At 70.6% G+C, this 18565-nt stretch carries 16 protein-coding genes and 1 pseudogene; all 17 read left to right on the top strand.

Annotation, left to right across the window (positions count from 1 at the left end; all coding sequences use genetic code 11):
- Window positions 1-92: 92 nt before the first annotated feature.
- The gene (gene thrB / locus BS75_RS14125; RefSeq protein ID WP_034088467.1) at window positions 93-1022 is read left to right on the top strand and encodes a homoserine kinase; all 930 of its coding nucleotides are present in this window, start codon (window positions 93-95) and stop codon (window positions 1020-1022) included.
- 548 nt (window positions 1023-1570) lie between these two features.
- Window positions 1571-3748 (top strand): transcription termination factor Rho, encoded by a 2178-nt coding sequence (rho, locus tag BS75_RS14120; RefSeq protein ID WP_034088466.1) that lies wholly within the window; start codon window positions 1571-1573, stop codon window positions 3746-3748.
- A gap of 115 nt (window positions 3749-3863) precedes the next feature.
- Window positions 3864-4955: pseudogene (locus tag BS75_RS14115) on the top strand (LCP family protein); the annotation flags it as partial.
- Between the two features lie 417 nt (window positions 4956-5372).
- Window positions 5373-5603 carry a 50S ribosomal protein L31 gene (rpmE, locus tag BS75_RS14110; protein WP_034088465.1) on the top strand — a complete coding sequence of 77 codons (231 nt, stop codon included), beginning with the start codon at window positions 5373-5375 and terminating at the stop codon, window positions 5601-5603.
- 169 nt (window positions 5604-5772) lie between these two features.
- Window positions 5773-6849 carry a peptide chain release factor 1 gene (gene prfA, locus BS75_RS14105; protein WP_034088464.1) on the top strand — a complete coding sequence of 359 codons (1077 nt, stop codon included), beginning with the start codon at window positions 5773-5775 and terminating at the stop codon, window positions 6847-6849.
- Between the two features lie 34 nt (window positions 6850-6883).
- Complete coding sequence (gene prmC, locus BS75_RS14100) at window positions 6884-7750, top strand: peptide chain release factor N(5)-glutamine methyltransferase (RefSeq protein WP_034088463.1); 867 nt, start codon at window positions 6884-6886, stop codon at window positions 7748-7750.
- 94 nt (window positions 7751-7844) lie between these two features.
- Window positions 7845-8495 (top strand): L-threonylcarbamoyladenylate synthase, encoded by a 651-nt coding sequence (locus BS75_RS14095; RefSeq protein WP_034088462.1) that lies wholly within the window; start codon window positions 7845-7847, stop codon window positions 8493-8495.
- A gap of 179 nt (window positions 8496-8674) precedes the next feature.
- Complete coding sequence (locus BS75_RS14090; protein ID WP_034093035.1) at window positions 8675-9271, top strand: arsenate reductase/protein-tyrosine-phosphatase family protein; 597 nt, start codon at window positions 8675-8677, stop codon at window positions 9269-9271.
- A 78-nt stretch (window positions 9272-9349) separates the two neighbouring features.
- Window positions 9350-10717, top strand: coding sequence for a serine hydroxymethyltransferase (locus BS75_RS14085; RefSeq protein ID WP_034088461.1), 1368 nt, complete (start codon window positions 9350-9352; stop codon window positions 10715-10717).
- Between the two features lie 199 nt (window positions 10718-10916).
- Entirely contained in the window at window positions 10917-12299 is a 1383-nt protein-coding gene (locus BS75_RS14080) for a glycosyltransferase family 4 protein (RefSeq protein ID WP_042437210.1), read from the top strand.
- Window positions 12300-12587: 288 nt separating this feature from the next.
- The gene (locus BS75_RS14075) at window positions 12588-12977 is read left to right on the top strand and encodes a hypothetical protein (RefSeq protein WP_231607770.1); all 390 of its coding nucleotides are present in this window, start codon (window positions 12588-12590) and stop codon (window positions 12975-12977) included.
- A gap of 299 nt (window positions 12978-13276) precedes the next feature.
- Complete coding sequence (atpB, locus tag BS75_RS14070; protein WP_034088459.1) at window positions 13277-14086, top strand: F0F1 ATP synthase subunit A; 810 nt, start codon at window positions 13277-13279, stop codon at window positions 14084-14086.
- A 75-nt stretch (window positions 14087-14161) separates the two neighbouring features.
- On the top strand, window positions 14162-14413 hold the full coding sequence (gene atpE / locus BS75_RS14065; protein WP_034088458.1) for an ATP synthase F0 subunit C: 252 nt from the start codon (window positions 14162-14164) through the stop codon (window positions 14411-14413).
- 39 nt (window positions 14414-14452) lie between these two features.
- Window positions 14453-15007: a F0F1 ATP synthase subunit B gene (locus tag BS75_RS14060; protein WP_034088457.1), complete on the top strand. Its 555-nt coding sequence runs from the start codon at window positions 14453-14455 to the stop codon at window positions 15005-15007.
- Complete coding sequence (locus BS75_RS14055) at window positions 15004-15822, top strand: F0F1 ATP synthase subunit delta (RefSeq protein ID WP_034088456.1); 819 nt, start codon at window positions 15004-15006, stop codon at window positions 15820-15822. The genes BS75_RS14060 and BS75_RS14055 overlap by 4 nt, the downstream gene beginning before the upstream one ends.
- A 226-nt stretch (window positions 15823-16048) precedes the next feature.
- Complete coding sequence (gene atpA / locus BS75_RS14050; protein ID WP_034088455.1) at window positions 16049-17623, top strand: F0F1 ATP synthase subunit alpha; 1575 nt, start codon at window positions 16049-16051, stop codon at window positions 17621-17623.
- A 28-nt stretch (window positions 17624-17651) separates the two neighbouring features.
- A complete protein-coding gene (locus BS75_RS14045) occupies window positions 17652-18563 on the top strand; it encodes a F0F1 ATP synthase subunit gamma (RefSeq protein ID WP_034088454.1) in 912 nt (303 codons plus the stop codon).
- Window positions 18564-18565: the final 2 nt, after the last annotated feature.

The following is an 18565-nucleotide window of genomic DNA, read 5'->3' as shown; positions in this document are numbered from 1 at the left end:
CGCGCCCACCCGTCCCAGCGCCTTGCCGACGTAACGCCTTGTGTCCACCGCCTTGCCGACGTACCGACACCGACCCCAGGAGCAGCAGCGACATGCCCGGCCCCGCCTTCCGAGCCGCCGCCACCCGCGTCCGGACCCCCGCGACCAGCGCCAACCTCGGCCCCGGGTTCGACTCCTTCGGCCTCGCGCTGGGGCTCTACGACGACGTCGTGGTGCGGGTGGCCGAGTCGGGTCTGCATGTCGACATCGCCGGCGAGGGCGCCGACAGCCTGGCCAGGGACGAGCGGCACCTGGTGGTCCGCGCCATGCGCGCCGCCTTCGACCGCCTGGGCGGCCAGCCCCGCGGCCTCGAAGTGGTCTGTGCCAACCGGATTCCGCACGGCCGCGGCCTCGGCTCCTCCTCCGCCGCGATCTGCGCCGGCATCGTCGCCGCGCGCGCGGTGACCGTCGGCGGTGCCGAGCAGCTGGACGACGCCGCGCTGCTCGCCCTGGCCTCGGAGATCGAGGGCCACCCGGACAATGTCGCCGCCTGCCTGCTCGGCGGCTTCACCATCGCCTGGACCGAGGGCGACCACGGCGACCAGGACGCCCACGCCGTCAGCCTGGCCCCGTCCGAGCTGATCGCCCCGGTCGTCTTCGTCCCGGCCGACCCGGTGCTGACCGAGGTGGCGCGGGGGCTGCTGCCCGCCACCGTCCCGCACGCCGACGCCGCCGCCAACGTGGGCCGCGCCGCGCTGTTCGTCGAGGCGGTCACCCGCCGTCCTGAGCTGCTGTTCGCGGCCACCGAGGACCGGTTGCACCAGGACTACCGCTCGCCGGCGATGCCGCACAGCGCGGCCCTGGTCGCCGAGCTGCGGGCGCGCGGCGTGGCCGCCGCGATCTCCGGCGCCGGACCCACGGTGCTGGCGCTGACGGACCCGGCCACGGCCGAGAAGCTGGTCGCCGGTGCGGGCGAGGGCTGGGCCGCGCACCGGCTGCAGCTGGACCTGGAGGGCACCGCGGTGCTGCCGCTCGCCCCCTGAGCGACGGAGCCGAGGAGCGGACTCCGTATTTCCGCTTGAGTGGGGCCGGGTTGTGCGAACTGTGAGGATCAGGACACGATTGACCGACACAGTGTGGGGGAATGTTTGTTGGGTCCAGTAGTGTTAATCTCATGTCTGCACCAGGTGCCCTACGGGGCCCGGTGCGCCGCGTCCCGATCCTGGTCCGCTCCGCTTCCGTGGGGCAGCCGCTCCGGGACAGCAATTCTCCGGGAGCCAGCCACAGCGCGTACGCAGCCTGCCTGCGCAAGTGTGATCGCATCCCGAAGCCGTGTCGGTGCCTCAGTCCCGCATGTGACGCACAGCCCGTGCCGAGACTGCAGTCCGGGGAGGGGAAACCAGACACGCGACCGGGGCCCGGGAAGCGGTGTGCGTCAGCACTCAGGACACCGCAAGGGGATACCGCACTTTCGTATGACCGCCATCCGGCGGACCACCGCCCCGTTCCTGCACCAACGAACGCAGGAACGGACAGCACAACCGGTCGCCGAGCCAGACAGGCCGACGTCCGCTCCAGGGAAGGACCCTTCGTGAGCGACACCACCGATCTGATGGGCGCGCGCCCGGACGCTGATGCGTCGGACGCAAACACGGCCTCTGCGCCGAAGCGCCGTCGGACCACGGGCACCGGGCTCAACGCCATGGTGCTCGCAGAGCTGCAGCAGCTCGCCACCGGCCTCGGCATCAGCGGCACAGGCCGGATGCGCAAGGGCGACCTGATCGACGCCATCAAGGCGAAGAGCGGTGGCGACCCGCTGCTGGCCGCCACCGAGGCGCCCGCCAAGCGTGCCCCGCGCGCTGCCAAGACCGCTGCCGCGCCCGTCGCCGAGCAGCCCGCGCCCGCCGCGGCCCCCGTCGCCCCGGCAGCCGCCGAGGCGCCCGCCGAGGCCGCTCCGGCCCGCCGCACCGCTCGGTCGCGCGCCGTCGAGCAGCAGCAGATCGACATCCCGGTCCAGGTCGCGGGTGACGCCGCGACCGCGGAGCGGGCCCCGCGCCGCAGCCGCCGCGCCACCGCCCCGGCCACCTCGCTGAGCGCCACCGCCGCCCCTGAGGCCGCTCCGGCCACCCCGGTGGCCGCCCCGGCCGAGGCCTCGGTCGCCACCGAGGTGCGCGAGCGCCAGGCCCAGGAGCAGCCCCGCACCGACGGTGCGGAGGGCCGCGAGGGCCGCCGTGAGCGCCGTGAGCGCCGTGACCGCGGCCAGGACGCCGGCAACGGCGCCACCAACTCCGGCGCCGTTGCCACCGAGACGGAGGGCGACAACCGCCGCGAGCGCGGTGCCGGCAACGACCGCCCCGAGCGCGGTGAGCGCGGTGAGCGGCGCAACCGCCGGGACCGCGACCGCGGCAACCAGAGCCAGGACGGCCAGGGCAACCAGGGCCGCCAGGGTCAGAACGCCGGCCAGGGCCAGCAGGGCCAGGGACAGAGCCAGGGCCAGCAGGGCCAGGGCAACCAGGGCGGCTACCAGGAGGACGACGAGTTCGGCGGCCGCCGCCGCGGACGCTACCGCGACCGCAACCGCCGCAACCGCCGGGACGGCTTCGACGCCCCGGTCGAGCAGCAGGTCAACGACGACGACGTGCTGATCCCGGTGGCCGGCATCCTGGACATCCTGGACAACTACGCCTTCGTTCGGACCTCCGGCTACCTGTCCGGCCCGAACGACGTCTACGTCTCGCTGGCCCAGGTGCGCAAGAACGGCCTGCGCAAGGGCGACGCGATCACCGGCGCCGTGCGCCAGCCCAAGGACGGCGAGCGCCGCGAGAAGTTCAACGCGCTGGTCCGACTGGACTCGGTGAACGGCAGCGAGCCCGACTCGGGCCGCAACCGCCCGGAGTTCAACAAGCTCACCCCGCTGTACCCGCAGGAGCGGCTGCGCCTGGAGACCGATCCGGGGGTCATCACGACCCGGATCATCGACCTGGTGACGCCGATCGGCAAGGGCCAGCGCGGTCTGATCGTCGCCCAGCCGAAGACCGGCAAGACGATGATCATGCAGGCGATCGCCAACGCGATCACCCACAACAACCCCGAGTGCCACCTGATGGTCGTCCTGGTCGACGAGCGTCCGGAAGAGGTCACCGACATGCAGCGCTCGGTCAAGGGCGAGGTCATCTCCTCGACCTTCGACCGTCCGGCCGAGGACCACACCACCGTCGCCGAGCTCGCCATCGAGCGGGCCAAGCGGCTGGTGGAGCTGGGCCACGACGTGGTCGTGCTGCTGGACTCGATCACCCGTCTGGGCCGCGCCTACAACCTGGCGGCCCCGACCTCCGGGCGCATCCTGTCCGGTGGTGTCGACTCGACCGCGCTCTACCCGCCGAAGAAGTTCTTCGGTGCGGCGCGCAACATCGAGAACGGCGGCTCGCTGACCATCATCGCCACCGCGCTGGTCGACACCGGCTCGCGGATGGACGACGTGATCTTCGAGGAGTTCAAGGGCACCGGCAACATGGAGCTCAAGCTCGACCGCAAGCTCGCGGACAAGCGGATCTTCCCGGCGGTGGACGTCGACGCGTCCAGCACCCGCAAGGAGGAGATCCTGCTCGGCGCCGAGGAGCTGTCGATCGTCTGGAAGCTCCGCCGGGTGCTGCACGCGCTCGACTCGCAGCAGGCCATCGAGCTGCTGGTGGACAAGATGAAGAAGACCTCCAGCAACGCCGAGTTCCTGATGCAGATCGCCAAGACGACGCCGGGCCAGGGCGACTGACCCTGCCCCGAACGGCACCGCCGCAGCCCCGGACCGACTCGGTCCGGGGCTGCGGTGCGTCCGGGTCCGTACGAGAATGCACAGAACGGCCCAGGCAGGTACGGACGGGAGCGCGATGAACGACGAGTCACCGCAGCCGCCGCAGCCGGAGCAGCTGCCGACGCAGCCGGAACAGCAGCCCCCGCGGCCGCCGCGCAGCCGACGGCGCCGGCTGCTGCTCGGCCTCGCCTGGGTCACCGGCGGGCTGGTGCTGCTGGCGGCCGTCGGCGGCGGGCTCCTGTACTGGAAGCTCAACCGCAACCTGCGGACCGTGGACATCTCCGGGGCGCTGGGCAGCGACCGCCCCTCGGCGTCCAGCAGCGGTGCGATGGACATCCTGGTGCTGGGTTCCGACTCGCGCTCCGGGGCCAACCGGCAGCTGGCCGGAGGGCCCACCGACGGCACGGCGCGCTCCGACACCGCGATGATCGTCCACGTCAACGAGCAGCACACCAAGGCGGACGTGGTCAGCATCCCCCGGGACACCCTGGTCAGCCGGCCCTCCTGCACCAGTACCAGCAGCAGCACCGGCAGCCCGACCGGCGGCGAGCTGCCGGCCGTGGACGGCGTGATGTTCAACACCGCCTACGAGGTCGGCGGACCGGTCTGCGCGGTGAAGACGGTGGAGTCGATGACCGGCCTGCGGATGGACCACTTCGTCGAGGTCGACTTCTCCGGCTTCGCCAAGCTGATCGACGCCCTGGGCGGGGTGACGGTCACCACCACCGTGCCGATCGACGACGACCTGAGCGGGCTCCACCTCCCGGCCGGTACCCACCACCTCGACGGTGACCAGGCCCTCGCCTTCGTCCGCACCCGGCACGGCGTGGGGGACGGCAGCGACCTGGGCCGGATCGAGCTCCAGCAGCAGATGGTCAGGTCGATCCTGACCCAGGCCGAAGGACTCGACCTGCTCGGCAACCCGGCCAAGCTGTACGACCTGGCCGACACCGCCACCAGTGCGCTGACCACCGACAGCGACCTGGGCTCGGTGGCCTCGCTGATCTCCTTCGCGGAGGGCCTGAAGGGGATCGGCGCCGGCGACATCACCTCGGTGACCATGCCCACGACGGTGGCCCCCAGCGACCCCAACCGGCTGGTGGCGCTGGAGCCGCAGGCCACCGCACTGTGGACGGCGCTGCAGAACGGGCAGCCGATCCCCGCCTCGGTCCTGGCGCTGCAGATCGCCAACCCGGCCGACTCCGCCTCGACGACCCCCTCCACGACCCCCTCCACGACCCCCTCCACGACCCCCTCCACGGCCCCCGGCACGGCCACGGCGCCCCCGGCGGCGGCCTCGGCCACGGCCTCCGCAGCCGCCACCGCCGGGGCCTCCGGTGCGACCCCGCCAGGGGCGGTGACCGGGGCCGCAGCCCTGGCGCCTGGCACCACGCCGGGCGCCCCCGCGGGCGCGGCCCGGTAGCCGCGCCAGGGTCGACGGTGATCGTGTACACGTCGGAATATCCGCGGCCCGTTCCCGGTTTGGGGAGATGCGGCCAGTGCTGGCAGACTGGTACGTCGGTCCCGGTTCACGAACGGCAACCCGCCGTCCGACCCGGAGCCCTCCCGAACCTAGGAGCACCCCTTGAAGTCCGAGATCCACCCGACCTACGTGGTCACCCAGGTCACCTGCACCTGTGGCAACGAGTTCACCACCCGCAGCACCGAGCCCTCCGGCGTGATGCGCGCCGAAATCTGCTCGAACTGCCACCCCTTCTACACCGGCAAGCAGAAGATCATGGACACCGGTGGCCGTGTCGCCCGCTTCGAGGCCCGCTTCGGCAAGCAGCACGCCGCCAGCCACAAGCAGGGCTAGCGACCTTTCGGCGCCGGTCGGGCGCGTTCCCTTCTGCACTTTCTCCAAGGACAGCAGGGACGCTTCCGGTCGGCGCCGTTCGCGTTGCCCCGCTGCGGTCCCACCCGCGCCGGTCCTGATCGTCCGCCCCCGTTTGCACCCCACGTACGTCGGAAGAAGGCACAGCCCCATGTTCGAGGCAGTCGAGGAGCTCCTGAGCGAGCACGCGGTTCTCGAGGAGCGGCTGGCGGATCCGGCGGTCCACGCGGACCAGGGCGAGGCGCGCAGGCTCTCCAAGCGCTACGCCGAGCTGACCCCGATCACCGCCGCCTACCGCGCCTGGCGGCAGACCGGCGAGGACATCGAGACCGCCCGCGAGCTGGCCGCCGACGACCCGGACTTCTACGCCGAGATCAAGTCGCTGGAGCAGCGGCGCGACGAACTCACCGAGGACCTGCGGCTGCTGCTGGTCCCGCGCGACCCCAACGACGACAAGGACGTGATCCTTGAGGTCAAGGCGGGCGAGGGCGGTGAGGAGTCGGCGCTGTTCGCCGGGGACCTGCTGCGGATGTACCTCCGCTACGCGGAGAAGGTCGGCTGGAAGACCGAGATCATCGACGCCAACGAGTCCGACCTCGGCGGCTACAAGGACGTCCAGGTCTCGGTGAAGGCCCGTGGCACCGAGCCCGGCCAGGGCGTGTGGGCTCGGCTGAAGTACGAGGGCGGCGTGCACCGGGTGCAGCGGGTGCCGGCGACCGAGTCGCAGGGCCGGATCCACACCTCCGCGGCCGGCGTGCTGGTCACCCCGGAGGCGGAGGACGTCGAGATCGAGATCAACGCCAACGACCTGCGGATCGACGTCTACCGCTCCTCGGGCCCCGGCGGCCAGTCGGTCAACACCACCGACTCGGCGGTCCGGATCACCCACCTCCCCACCGGCATCGTCTCCTCCTGCCAGAATCAGAAGAGCCAGCTCCAGAACAAGGAGCAGGCGATGCGGATCCTGCGCTCGCGGATCCTCGCGGCCGCCCAGGAGGAGGCCGACCAGGAGGCCAGCGACGCCCGTCGCAGCCAGGTGCGCAGCGTGGACCGCTCCGAGCGGATCCGCACCTACAACTTCCCGGAGAACCGGATCTCGGACCACCGGACCGGCTTCAAGGCGTACAACCTGGACCAGGTCCTCGGCGGCGAGCTGGACCCGATCATCCAGTCGGCGGTCGACGCCGACGCCACCGCGCGCCTCGAAGCCGCAGCCCAGAACAACTGACGACAGCCCGATCCCGGATCCGAGGAGGTACGCAGTGAACCTGCTGCTCGCCGAGGTGGCCCAGGCCACCCAGCGGTTGGCTGCCGCAGGCGTGCCTTCGCCGCGTTTCGACGCGGAGGAGCTGGCCGCGTACGTCCACGAGGTCAAGCGCGGCGAGCTGCACACCGTCGCCGACTCCGAGTTCGACGCCCGCTACTGGGAGGTCATCTCCCGACGCGAGGCCCGGGAGCCGCTGCAGCACATCACCGGCCGGGCCTTCTTCCGCTACCTGGAGCTCCAGGTGGGGCCCGGGGTCTTCGTGCCGCGTCCGGAGACCGAGTCGGTGGTCGGCTGGGCCATAGACGCCCTGCGCTCCATGGACGTGGCCGAGCCGCTGGTGGTGGACCTGTGCACGGGCTCCGGCGCGATCGCGCTGGCGCTGGCCCAGGAGGTGCCGCGCAGCAGGGTGCACGCGGTCGAGCTGTCCGACCAGGCGTACGCCTGGGCCCGGCGGAACGTCGACGCCAGCCCGGACGCCCCGCGGATCAACCTGACCCAGGGCGACGCCACCAAGGCCTTCGCCGACCAGCCGGAGCTGAACGGCCGCTTCGACCTGGTGATCAGCAACCCCCCGTACATCCCGCTGACCGAGTGGGAGTACGTCGCCCCGGAGGCCCGGGACCACGACCCGGAGCTGGCGCTGTTCTCCGGCGAGGACGGGCTGGACACCATCAGGGGGATCGAGAAGGTCGCCGCGCGGCTGCTGCGGCCCGGCGGGGTGGTGGTCATCGAGCACGCCGACACCCAGGGCGGACTGGTCCCGTGGATCTTCCGCGAGGAGTCCGGCTGGACCGACGCGGCCGACCACCGCGACCTGAACAACCGGCCGCGCTTCGCCACCGCGCGCAGAGCCGCGCCGTGACCTTCGTCCACCCTGACCGCGCCGACGCGGCCAGCACTGCCCGCACCGACCGCACCGCGCCCGCCCAGGAAGCCCACGAAAGGGGCCAGCACCGATGAGCCGCCGCTACGACTGTGCCGATCCGAGCGACCGCGCGTCCGGACTGCGCGAGGCCGCCTCGGCGATCCGCCGCGGCGAGCTGGTCGTGCTGCCGACCGACACCGTCTACGGGCTGGGCGCGGACGCCTTCAAGCCCGACGCCGTCGCGGACCTGCTGGCCGCCAAGGGCCGGGGCCGCAACATGCCCACGCCGGTGCTGGTGGGTTCGCCGACCACGCTGCACGGGCTGGTCAGCGACTTCAGCGAGTCCGCCTGGGAACTGGTCGACGCCTTCTGGCCGGGCGGGCTGACCCTGGTCACCCGGCACCAGCCCTCGCTGCGCTGGGACCTGGGCGACGCCCGGGGCACCGTGGCGATCCGGATGCCGCTGCACCCGGTCGCCATCGAGCTGCTGAACACCACCGGACCGCTCGCGGTCTCCAGCGCCAACCTGACCGGCGGCCCCTCCCCGGCCGACTGCGACGAGGCCCAGGAGCAGCTCGGCGACAAGGTCTCGATCTACCTGGACGGGGGCCGTGCGGACCACGGCATGCCCTCCTCCATCGTCGACGTCACCGGGCGGGTCCCGGTGCTGCTGCGAGCTGGCGCGGTCACCGCTGCGCAGCTCCGCGAGGTGGTACCCGACCTGGTGGAGGCCGGCAGGTGATCGACCCCAGCCGGAACAGCCGCAGCGGAGCGCACGGAGCGCACGGAGTCGGGCCCCAACGGGGGGCGCCGTCCGGTTCCGTCATTCCCTTGGGCGGTTCCCTGTCGGTCGGCCGCCACGCCCGTCCCGCACCGCGCCCCTACTACGGCGGCGCGGACCCCAGGACCGGTCCCTTCAAGATCCTCTACGTCTGTACCGGCAGCGTCTGCCGCTCGCCCATCGCCGAACGGCTGACCCGGCACGAGCTGGACCACCGGCTCGGCACCGGGACCGGGGACATCCTGGTGGAGAGCGCCGGCACCTGGGGCCACGAGGGCGCGCCGATGGAGCCCAACGCCGCCGAGATCCTCGCCGAGTACGGCGCCGACCCCTTCGGCTTCGTCGGCCGGGAGCTGCTGGACGAGCATGTCGTCGGCGCGGACCTGGTGCTGACCGCCACCCTGGACCACCGGGCCCAGGTGATCTCCATGGGCCACGCGGCCGGACTGCGGACCTTCACCCTCAAGGAGTTCACCCGGCTGGTGCGGGCGATAGACCCGGCGACCCTCCCGGACGCCTCCGAGCAGCCCGGCGAGATGGCCACCCGGGCCCGCGCCCTGGTGAGCGCGGCGGCGGCGCTGCGCGGCTGGCTGCTGGCGGCGACCCCGGAGGCGGACGAGGTGGACGACCCCTACGGGGCGCCGCTGGGGATGTTCCGCAACTGCGGCGAGGAGATCTTCGACGCGCTCGACCCGATCGTCACCGCGCTGACCGGCGTCGCCCGAGTGACCGTCTAGACCGAGCAGGACCGTTTCTCCCGACCTAGAGTTGCTTCGAAAGACCACTGGGGCAGCGCCAGGAGCGAGGCGAGAGCGATGGCACCGGTCACCACCTCCACGGAGGACCCGACCACGGTCCCGGCGACGGAGCCCGCCCCCGCCCCGGACCCCGCCCCGACCGCAGACCCCGCCCCGACCGCAGGCTCCTCGCTCGCCGCGGACCCCGCGCTGGCGGCGATCCTCGGCGCCGAGGCCGAACGCCGCCGGACCCAGCTGGACCTGCTGGCCGGTGAGAACATCTCCCCGCCCGCCGTCCGGGCCCTGCTCGGCAGCGTCTTCGCCGACAAGTACGCCGAGGGCTACCCGGGCCGTCGGCACCACACCGGCTGCGCCCAGGCCGACGCCGTGGAGCGGCTCGCGGTCGACCGGGCGAAGGCGCTGTTCGGTGCCGACCACGCGAACGTCCAGCCGTCCAGCGGCACCGCCGCCGTGCTCGCCGCCTACGCGGCGCTGCTGCGCCCGGGCGACGCGGTGCTGGCGATGTCGCTGCCGCACGGCGGCCACCTCACCCACGGCTCCCGGGCCAACTTCTCCGGACGCTGGTTCGACATCACCGGCTACGGGGTCCGCGCCGACGACGGGCGGATCGACCTCGACCAGGTGCGCCGGCTGGCCCGCGCGGTCCGCCCCAAGGCGATCGTGGCCGGGGCGATCTCCTACCCCCGGCAGCTCGACTGGCCGGCCTTCCGCGAGATCGCGGACGAGGTCGGGGCCTATCTGGTGGCGGACGTCTCGCAGACGATCGGGTTGGTCGCCGCCGGGATCGGCGGATCCCCGGTGCCGTACGCGGACCTGGTCTGCGGGGTCACCCACAAGCTGCTCGGCGGTCCGCACGGCGGACTGCTGCTGTGCACGGCCGAGCTCGCGGAGCGGCTGGACCGGGCGGTCTCGCCGTTCACCCAGGGCGGGCCGGCCGTGAACGTACTGGCGGCCAAGGCACTGGCGCTCGGCCACGCGTCGACCCCGGAATTCAGGGCATACGCACAGGAAGCAGTGGCGAACGCCCAGGTTCTGGCCGAGGCGCTGGCGGCGGAGGGCCTGTGCCCGCTGACCGGCGGCACCGACACCCACCTGGTCACCGCGGACGCCCGGCCGTCCGGGCTGACCGGGCACGAGGTCGAACACCGCTGCGAGGCGGCCGGGCTGCTGCTCGGCCACTGCGCGGTGCCGTACGAGGAGGCGCCCCCGGCGCTGGCCTCCGGGGTCAGGGCGGGGACCGCCTCTGTCACCACCCAGGGGCTGGGACCTGCGGAAATGCGGACCGTCGCGGTACTGGTGGGCCGGGCGCTGCGGGCCGACGGGTCCACGGCGGCGGGTGCGGCGGAGCGGTCGGCGGTCGGCCGTGAGGTGCGGGAACTGCTGGAACGGTTCCCCGCATATCCGGAACAGGATGGTCCGTTCTAGTTCGTCCGAGAACTCCCGCGGGAGGGCCGGTCTTGGCAGGATTGTTACCTGTCGGCCCAACCCCCGAGGTGGTTTTCGGCGTCCTTGTTACTAAGGTGATGCGTTGTGACGCACCTTCAGGCACAACCAGCACTCCGGCCCATGGCGCTATGCTCAGCCGGAGTCACGGGGGTGCCGACCGCAGTGGAGGAGGGCGCTGGTGCGTGAGTTCCTGTTGACGCTGTGCGTCACGGCTGCGGTCACGTATCTGTTGACCGGTCCGGTCAGGAAGTTCGCGATCGTCGCCGGCGCCATGCCCGAGATCCGCGAGCGCGACGTCCACCAGGAGCCGACCCCGCGCCTGGGCGGTATCGCCATGTTCGCCGGGCTCTGCGCCGGCCTGCTGGTCGCCTCCAAACTGACCACCCTCAGCTCCGTCTTCCACGACGGCACCGATGTCCCGGCGCTGCTCTCCGGTTCCGCGATCATGTGGATCATCGGCGTGCTGGACGACAAGTGGGGTGTGGACGCGCTGGTCAAGCTGGGCGGCCAGCTGGTCGCCGCCGGTGTCATGGTCTACCAGGGCATCACCGTGCTCTGGCTGCCGATCCCCGGCCTCGGCCTGATCGTCCCGCACCAGCTGGGCACCTTCCTCGCGGTGCTGCTGGTGGTGCTGAGCGTGAACGCGGTCAACTTCATCGACGGGCTGGACGGCCTGGCGGCCGGCATGGTCTGCATCGCCTCGCTGGCCTTCTTCATCTACGCCTACCGGCTCTCCTCCATCGACGGCCTGCCCGACGCCCTGCCCGCGACGCTGTTCAGCGTGATCCTGGTGGGCATGTGCGTGGGCTTCCTGCCGCACAACCTGCACCCGGCCCGGATCTTCATGGGCGACTCCGGGTCGATGCTGATCGGCCTGGTGCTGTCGGTGTCGATGATCTCCATCACCGGCCGGGTCGACCCCAGTGCGGTCACCGCCGCCAGCGGCAACTCGCAGACCGACGCCACCCACGCCTCCCTCCCGCTGTTCATCCCGCTGCTGCTGCCGCTGACCGTGATCGCGATCCCGCTGGCCGACCTGCTGCTCGCGGTGGTCCGCCGGACCTGGGCCGGGAAGTCGCCGTTCGCCGCCGACAAGCAGCACCTGCACCACCGGCTGCTGCAGATCGGTCACTCGCACAGCCGGGCCGTGCTGATCATGTACTTCTGGGCCGCGCTGATCGCCTTCGCGACCGTGGCCTTCTCGGTGGGCAGTACCGAACTGCTGGCCATCAAGATCGCGATGGGGCTGTGCGTGATCGGCATCGTGGTGCTGCTGATGCCTCGCTTCAAGCCGCACGCCCCCCGGATGGCGGAGCGCTTCCTGCCGCCGCGCTACCGCCGGACAGCAGCCCGCTCCGGGCGGCTCGGGATCGCGCGCGCCGCTGCCGCCGTCGAGGTGCAGGCCGCTGCCGTGCCGGCCGCCGTCGGGCCGACCGGTGCCGAGCCGCTCGACGAGGAGGCCGGACTGACCTCCTCGGACCAGGAGTTGCTGCGCCGGATCGGCACCGGCGCGCACGCGGCGGGTCACCATTCGGGCGTATCCGGACGCAACGCCAGTTAATCCCTCCGGGTGAGCCCGTGTGGCAAGAAGCACACCCGAAAAGTAAAGACCTCACCAAATAGCTTGTGATACCGTTCACGACGTCAGGAGAAGAGCCGAAGAACCTTATGGGAGAAGGGTCTTCGGTCGCGGTCCGCCTCGCGGTGCCTGTGACAGAGTGTTCGCTCTCCTTCCTCGGTCTGCTTGCTCATCCCCTTTCCACCCATCGCGCCGGAGTTGACGACGATGCTGTCCAACGACGCCCGGATTCTCCGGGGTGCTGCGCTTCCCGCAGCTCCCGTGGGAGTCGTGGCCATCATCGTCAGTGCCCTGGTCGCGGGTGAGAAGGGGCTGGTCGGGTCACTGGTCGGGGTCGGCGTGGTAGCTGTCTTCTTCGGCCTCGGGTTCTGGGCGCTGATGCGCCTCACCCGTGACCGGCCGCAGCTGGTGATGATGGCCGGGATGCTGGTCTACGCGGTGCAGATCCTGCTGGTCGGGGTCTTCATCGTGGTCTTCAAGAACACCACGCTGTTCAACTCGCGGGCGTTCGCGCTCACCCTGCTGGCCACCGCGTTGACGTGGGTGGGCGGTCAGGTCTTCTACACCATGCGCTCCAAGACGCTCTACGTCTATCCGGAACCCTCGGCGGACTCGTCGAAGACGGGGTCTCCGAAGACGGAGTCCCGAGATGGGACGTAAGGGCGGACTAAAGACGCTTCATCCCGATCTGCTATCGTCCGGAAGCGCATCCGGCCGCGCGGGCACCGCCCGTCCGGCCAGCGGCGTACCCGGATCGACCGTCGCCCTGGCAGTTGCTGCCGTGTCGACGATGCAGGTCCCGGGGGTGCCCGGTCCTCGGCTCCAGAGCACAGCAGCTCGGAGCGGCGGCGGACAGCGGCGGCACCGCCACCCCACGTCCCCCGTGCCGACGCGCGGCCTCACCGCCGCGCCGACACACAAGGTTGCTGTTCTTATGCGTCACGACGAAGGAGTCACGGGTGAGTACCCCCGCCACGCTGCTCGCTGAGAGCGGGTGTCACATCAATGCGAACTGTGCCTTCCCCGCGCCGGGCCTCAACTCGTTCAACTTCAAGCCGATCTTCAGCATCGGTAGCTTCGACTTCACCAAGCCGATGCTGCTTGCCGTGATCTGCATGCTGATCGTCGTCGGCTTCTTCTGGGCGGCGTTCCGGAAGCCGAAGCTCGTGCCCGGGAAGCTGCAGCTGGTCGGTGAGATCGGGTACACCTTCATCTCGCGGAGCATCGCCCGTGACGTGATCGGGAAGAAGGGCGACAAGTTCGTGCCCTTCCTGACCTCGATCTTCTTCTTCGTATGGATCATGAACATCATGTCCATCATCCCGCTGGCCCAGTTCCCGGTGGCATCGCGCTTCGCGTACCCGGTGGCCCTGGCCCTGCTGGTGTGGCTGACGTACATGTACCTGACGTTCAAGACCCACGGTTTCAAGGGCGGCGTCAAGAACCTGGTCTGGATGGAAGGGCTGCCCAAGCCGCTCATCCCGCTGATCGTCTTCCTTGAGTTCCTGCAGAACGTGATCACCCGCCCGTTCACCCTCGCGGTGCGGCTCTGGGCCAACATGTTCGCCGGTCACATGCTCATCGTGATGTTCAGCGTCGCCAGCTGGTACCTGCTGACCCCTTCGATCATGTCGGCCTTCGCAGGCGGATCGTTCGTTCTCGCCATCGGCATGACCGCGTTCGAGATCCTGATCCAGTTCCTGCAGGCCTACATCTTCACGCTGCTCACCTCGCTCTACATCAGCGGAGCGCTTGAAGAGGGTCACTGACCCGCACCGCAGCACCCCCAACAGACTTCCGCTGGGAAGCCCCCCAGCGGATCGCATCAAAGGAAGACAGGGAAAATGTCTGCCGCTCTCGAGACCATCAACCTCGCTGCCTCCACCGGCGTCAAGGGCAACCTCGGCGCCGTGGCCTACGGTCTGGCCGCCATCGGCCCCGGCGTGGGCATCGGTCTGGTCTTCGGCCACTCCATCGAGGCCATGGCCCGTCAGCCCGAGGCCATGCCGGTCATCCGTCAGAACATGTTCCTGGGCTTCGCCCTCTGTGAGGTTCTGGCGCTCCTCGGCCTGGTCGTTCCCTTCATCTTCAGCTAGCCGACCAGCCAGCAGCCACACTCGACGAAAGGTTCAGACATGGTGCTGACGCTCCTGGCGGAGGAAGGGCCTCAGAACCCTCTGATTCCCTCCACCCCAGAACTCATCATCGGCCTGCTCTGCTTCTTCATCGTCTTCGGCGTCCTCGGCAAGAAGCTCCTGCCCACCATCCAGAAGACTCTGGACGAGCGGCGGGACGCGATCGAGGGTGGCCTGGAACGCGCGGCAGCGGCTCAGGCCGAGGCAACGCGGACGCTGGATGAGTACAAGGCCCAGCTCGCTGAGGCCCGTCACGAGGCCGCTCGGATCACCGAGCACGCCCGTGAGCAGGGTTCGGCGATCATCGCGGAGATGCGCGAAGAGGGACAGCGCCAGCGCGAGTCCATCATCGTCGCAGGCCACGCCCAGATCGAGGCGGACCGCCGCCAGGTGACGACCGCGCTCCGTCAGGACGTCGGCCGTATCGCCACTGACCTGGCCGGCCGTGTCGTCGGCGAGTCCCTGGAGGACTCCGCCCGGCAGAGCCGGATCATCGACCGCTTCCTCGACGAGCTCGAGGCGAAGTCGGCAGAGTCTGCGGGCGCCGCCAAGTGAGCAGCGCCACGCGGCAGTCGAACGCCGCAGCCCGCGAGCGCCTGGAGGCGCTGACCGACCGCGCGTCGGTCGACACCTCCGCGCTCTCCGCAGACCTGCAGGCCGTCACCGGCGTGCTGGACCGCGAGATCGGACTGCGCCGGATCCTCACCGACCCGGCCACCGACGGTCAGCGCAAGGCTGACCTGGTGAACTCGCTCTTCGGGGCCAAGATCGGCGCTGACGCGCTGGACCTGGTCACCGGCAGCGTGCGCTCCCGCTGGTCCGCCCCGCGTGACCTGGTGGACAGCATCGAGCAGCAGGCCGCCCTCGCCGAGATCATCGGCGCGGACAAGGCCGGCGCGCTCGACGAGGTCGAGGACGAGCTCTTCCGGTTCGGTCGGACCGTCGCGGGCAGCAACGAGCTGCGCGCCGCGCTCACCGACAACGCCGCCGACCGCACCGCCAAGGTGGCGCTGGTCGAGCGACTGCTCGGCGGAAAGGCCAGGCCGGCCACCACCAAGCTGGTCGCCTCGCTGGTGTCGCAGCCGCGCGGACGTAGCCTGGAGAGCGGCCTGGAGGAGTTCTCCCGGCTGGCCGCGGGCCGTCGCGGACGGGTGGTCGCCCTGGTGACCGTCGCCGTTCCGCTGTCGGACCGGCAGAAGGAGCGCCTCGGCGCTTCTCTGGCCAAGCTGGTGGGTCGCCCGGTCCATCTGAACATCGAGGTGGACCCCGCGGTCCTCGGCGGTGTCCGGGTGCAGATCGGCGACGAGATCATCGAGGGCACCATCGCCGACCGCATGGACGGTGCACGGCAGGGCCTCGTCGGTCAGTAGTGCCGACAGTCGCAGTAGCAGCAGTAAGTGCAGGACAGCGGGCTTAGCCCACCCGTCGCCCACCGCCACCCTTGGTGGAGGGGCTTCGCCCCACAGGGCTGATGGGATGCAGCATCCGACCCTCGGTCGGTCAACACGGTCAGTCGAAACCACTGGCCGAGAGTCGAATACTTGCGGCCCTCCACGGGCGGGCCGAGGATCGCAACTAGGAGAGCAGGGAACCCAGATGGCGGAGCTCACGATCCGGCCGGAGGAGATCCGGGACGCGCTGGACAACTTCGTCCAGGCGTACCAGCCGGACGCCGCCTCGCGTGAAGAGGTCGGCACGGTCGTCTACACGGCTGACGGCATCGCCCGAGTCGAGGGGCTGCCCTCGGTCATGGCGAACGAGCTGCTGAAGTTCGAGGACGGAACCCTCGGCCTCGCGCTGAACCTCGACACCCGCGAGATCGGTGTCGTCGTCCTCGGCGAGTACAGCGCAATCGAAGAGGGCCAGACGGTCCGCCGCACCGGCGAGGTCCTGTCGGTCCCCGTGGGCGAGGGTTACCTCGGCCGCGTCGTGGACCCGCTCGGCCAGCCGATCGACGGCCTCGGCGAGATCGAGTCCAGCGGCCGCCGCGCCCTGGAGCTGCAGGCTCCCGGCGTCATGGTCCGCAAGTCGGTGCACGAGCCGATGCAGACCGGCATCAAGGCCATCGACGCGATGACCCCGATCGGCCGCGGCCAGCGTCAGCTGATCATCGGCGACCGCCAGACCGGCAAGACCGCGGTGGCGATCGACACGATCATCAACCAGCGCGACAACTGGCGCTCGGGCGACCCGAAGAAGCAGGTCCGCTGCATCTACGTCGCCATCGGCCAGAAGGGCTCGACCATCGCCTCCGTGCGCGGTGCGCTGGAGGAGGCGGGCGCGCTGGAGTACACCACCATCGTGGCTGCCCCGGCGTCCGACCCGGCCGGCTTCAAGTACCTCGCCCCGTACACCGGTTCGGCCATCGGCCAGGAGTGGATGTACGACGGCAAGCACGTCCTCATCATCTTCGACGACCTGAGCAAGCAGGCCGAGGCGTACCGCGCCGTGTCGCTGCTGCTGCGCCGTCCGCCGGGCCGCGAGGCCTACCCGGGTGACGTCTTCTACCTGCACTCCCGTCTGCTGGAGCGTTGCGCCAAGCTGTCGGACGAGCTGGGCGCGGGCTCGATGACCGGTCTGCCGATCATCGAGACCAAGGCCAACGACGTCTCGGCGTACATCCCGACCAACGTCATCTCCATCACCGACGGCCAGTGCTTCCTGGAGTCCGACCTGTTCAACGCCGGCATCCGCCCGGCCGTGAACGTCGGTATCTCGGTCTCCCGCGTCGGTGGCTCGGCCCAGATCAAGGCCATGAAGTCGGTGGCCGGCCGACTGCGTCTGGACCTCGCCCAGTACCGCGAGCTGGAGGCCTTCGCGGCCTTCGGTTCCGACCTGGACGCGGCCTCCAAGTCGCAGCTGGAGCGCGGCGCGCGCCTGGTCGAGCTGCTCAAGCAGGGCCAGTACCAGCCGTTCCCGGTCGAGGAGCAGGTCGTCTCGGTCTGGGCCGGCACCACTGGCAAGCTGGACAACGTCCCGGTCGTGGACGTCCGCAAGTTCGAGCGTGAGTTCCTGGACTTCCTGCGCCGCGAGCACAAGGGGATCCTGACCACGATCGTCGAGACCAGCAAGCTCGAGGACGGCACGATCGCCTCCCTGACCGAGGCCATCACCTCGTTCAAGAAGGAGTTCACCACCTCCCAGGGCGCGCTCCTCGGCGACTCGGCCTGACGAGAGACGGAAAGGACGGTAACGACCCATGGGAGCACAGCTTCGGGTCTACAAGCGCCGGATCCGCTCTGTCACCGCGACGAAGAAGATCACCAAGGCGATGGAGATGATCTCCGCGTCGCGCATCATGAAGGCGCAGCGCGCGGTGGCCGCCTCCTCTCCGTACGCGGACGAGCTCACCCGTGCGGTGACCGCGGTCGCGACGAGGTCGAACGCCAAGCACCCGCTGACGACGGAGCCGGAGAACGCGGTTCGCGCCGCGGTGCTGGTGATCACGGCTGACCGCGGTCTGGCCGGCGGCTACTCCTCCAACGCGCTGAAGCAGGCGGAGGTGCTGTCGGAGCGGCTGCGGTCCGAGGGCAAGCAGGTGGTGACGTACATCGTCGGCCGCAAGGGCGTCGGTTTCTTCACCTTCCGCGAGCGCCCGATCGCCGGCTCGTGGACGGGCTTCTCCGACAAGCCGACCTACCAGGACGCCAAGAACGTCTCGGCCGCGTTGATCGACGCGTTCGTGACCGAAACGGCGGAGGGTGGCGTCGACGAACTGCACCTGGTCTCGACCGAGTTCGTCTCGATGCTGACCCAGAACCCGGTGGACGTGCGGCTGCTCCCGCTCAAGCTCGCGGAGACGCAGGCCAAGGCGCAGGAGATCGGACCCTTCCCGCTGTACGACTTCGAGCCGTCGGCGGAGGGCGTCCTGGACGCCCTGCTGCCGCGGTACGTCGAGAGCAGGATCTACAACGCGCTGCTGCAGTCGGCCGCCTCGGAGCACGCCGCCCGGCGTCGTGCGATGAAGAGCGCGACCGACAATGCGGGAGAGCTCATCAAGTCGCTTTCGCGACGTGCCAACTCGGCCCGACAGGCCGAGATCACCCAGGAAATCAGCGAGATCGTCGGTGGCGCCACCGCCCTGGCCGACGCGAACGCGGGGAGTGACTGACA

The organism is Streptacidiphilus albus JL83, assembly GCF_000744705.1.
GTDB classification, from domain to species: domain Bacteria; phylum Actinomycetota; class Actinomycetes; order Streptomycetales; family Streptomycetaceae; genus Streptacidiphilus; species Streptacidiphilus albus.
The sequence above is the reverse complement of the archived record's forward strand: the minus strand, read 5'-3'. Positions and strand labels throughout refer to the sequence as shown.

Coding starts and splice junctions, on each gene's coding strand:
- atpA (WP_034088455.1), top strand. CDS start 16,049: ATGGCGGAGCTCACGATCCGGCCGGAGGAGATCCGGGACGCGCTGGAC.
- BS75_RS14060 (WP_034088457.1), top strand. CDS start 14,453: ATGGTGCTGACGCTCCTGGCGGAGGAAGGGCCTCAGAACCCTCTGATT.
- atpE (WP_034088458.1), top strand. CDS start 14,162: ATGTCTGCCGCTCTCGAGACCATCAACCTCGCTGCCTCCACCGGCGTC.
- prfA (WP_034088464.1), top strand. CDS start 5,773: ATGTTCGAGGCAGTCGAGGAGCTCCTGAGCGAGCACGCGGTTCTCGAG.
- thrB (WP_034088467.1), top strand. CDS start 93: ATGCCCGGCCCCGCCTTCCGAGCCGCCGCCACCCGCGTCCGGACCCCC.
- BS75_RS14045 (WP_034088454.1), top strand. CDS start 17,652: ATGGGAGCACAGCTTCGGGTCTACAAGCGCCGGATCCGCTCTGTCACC.
- BS75_RS14085 (WP_034088461.1), top strand. CDS start 9,350: ATGGCACCGGTCACCACCTCCACGGAGGACCCGACCACGGTCCCGGCG.
- BS75_RS14095 (WP_034088462.1), top strand. CDS start 7,845: ATGAGCCGCCGCTACGACTGTGCCGATCCGAGCGACCGCGCGTCCGGA.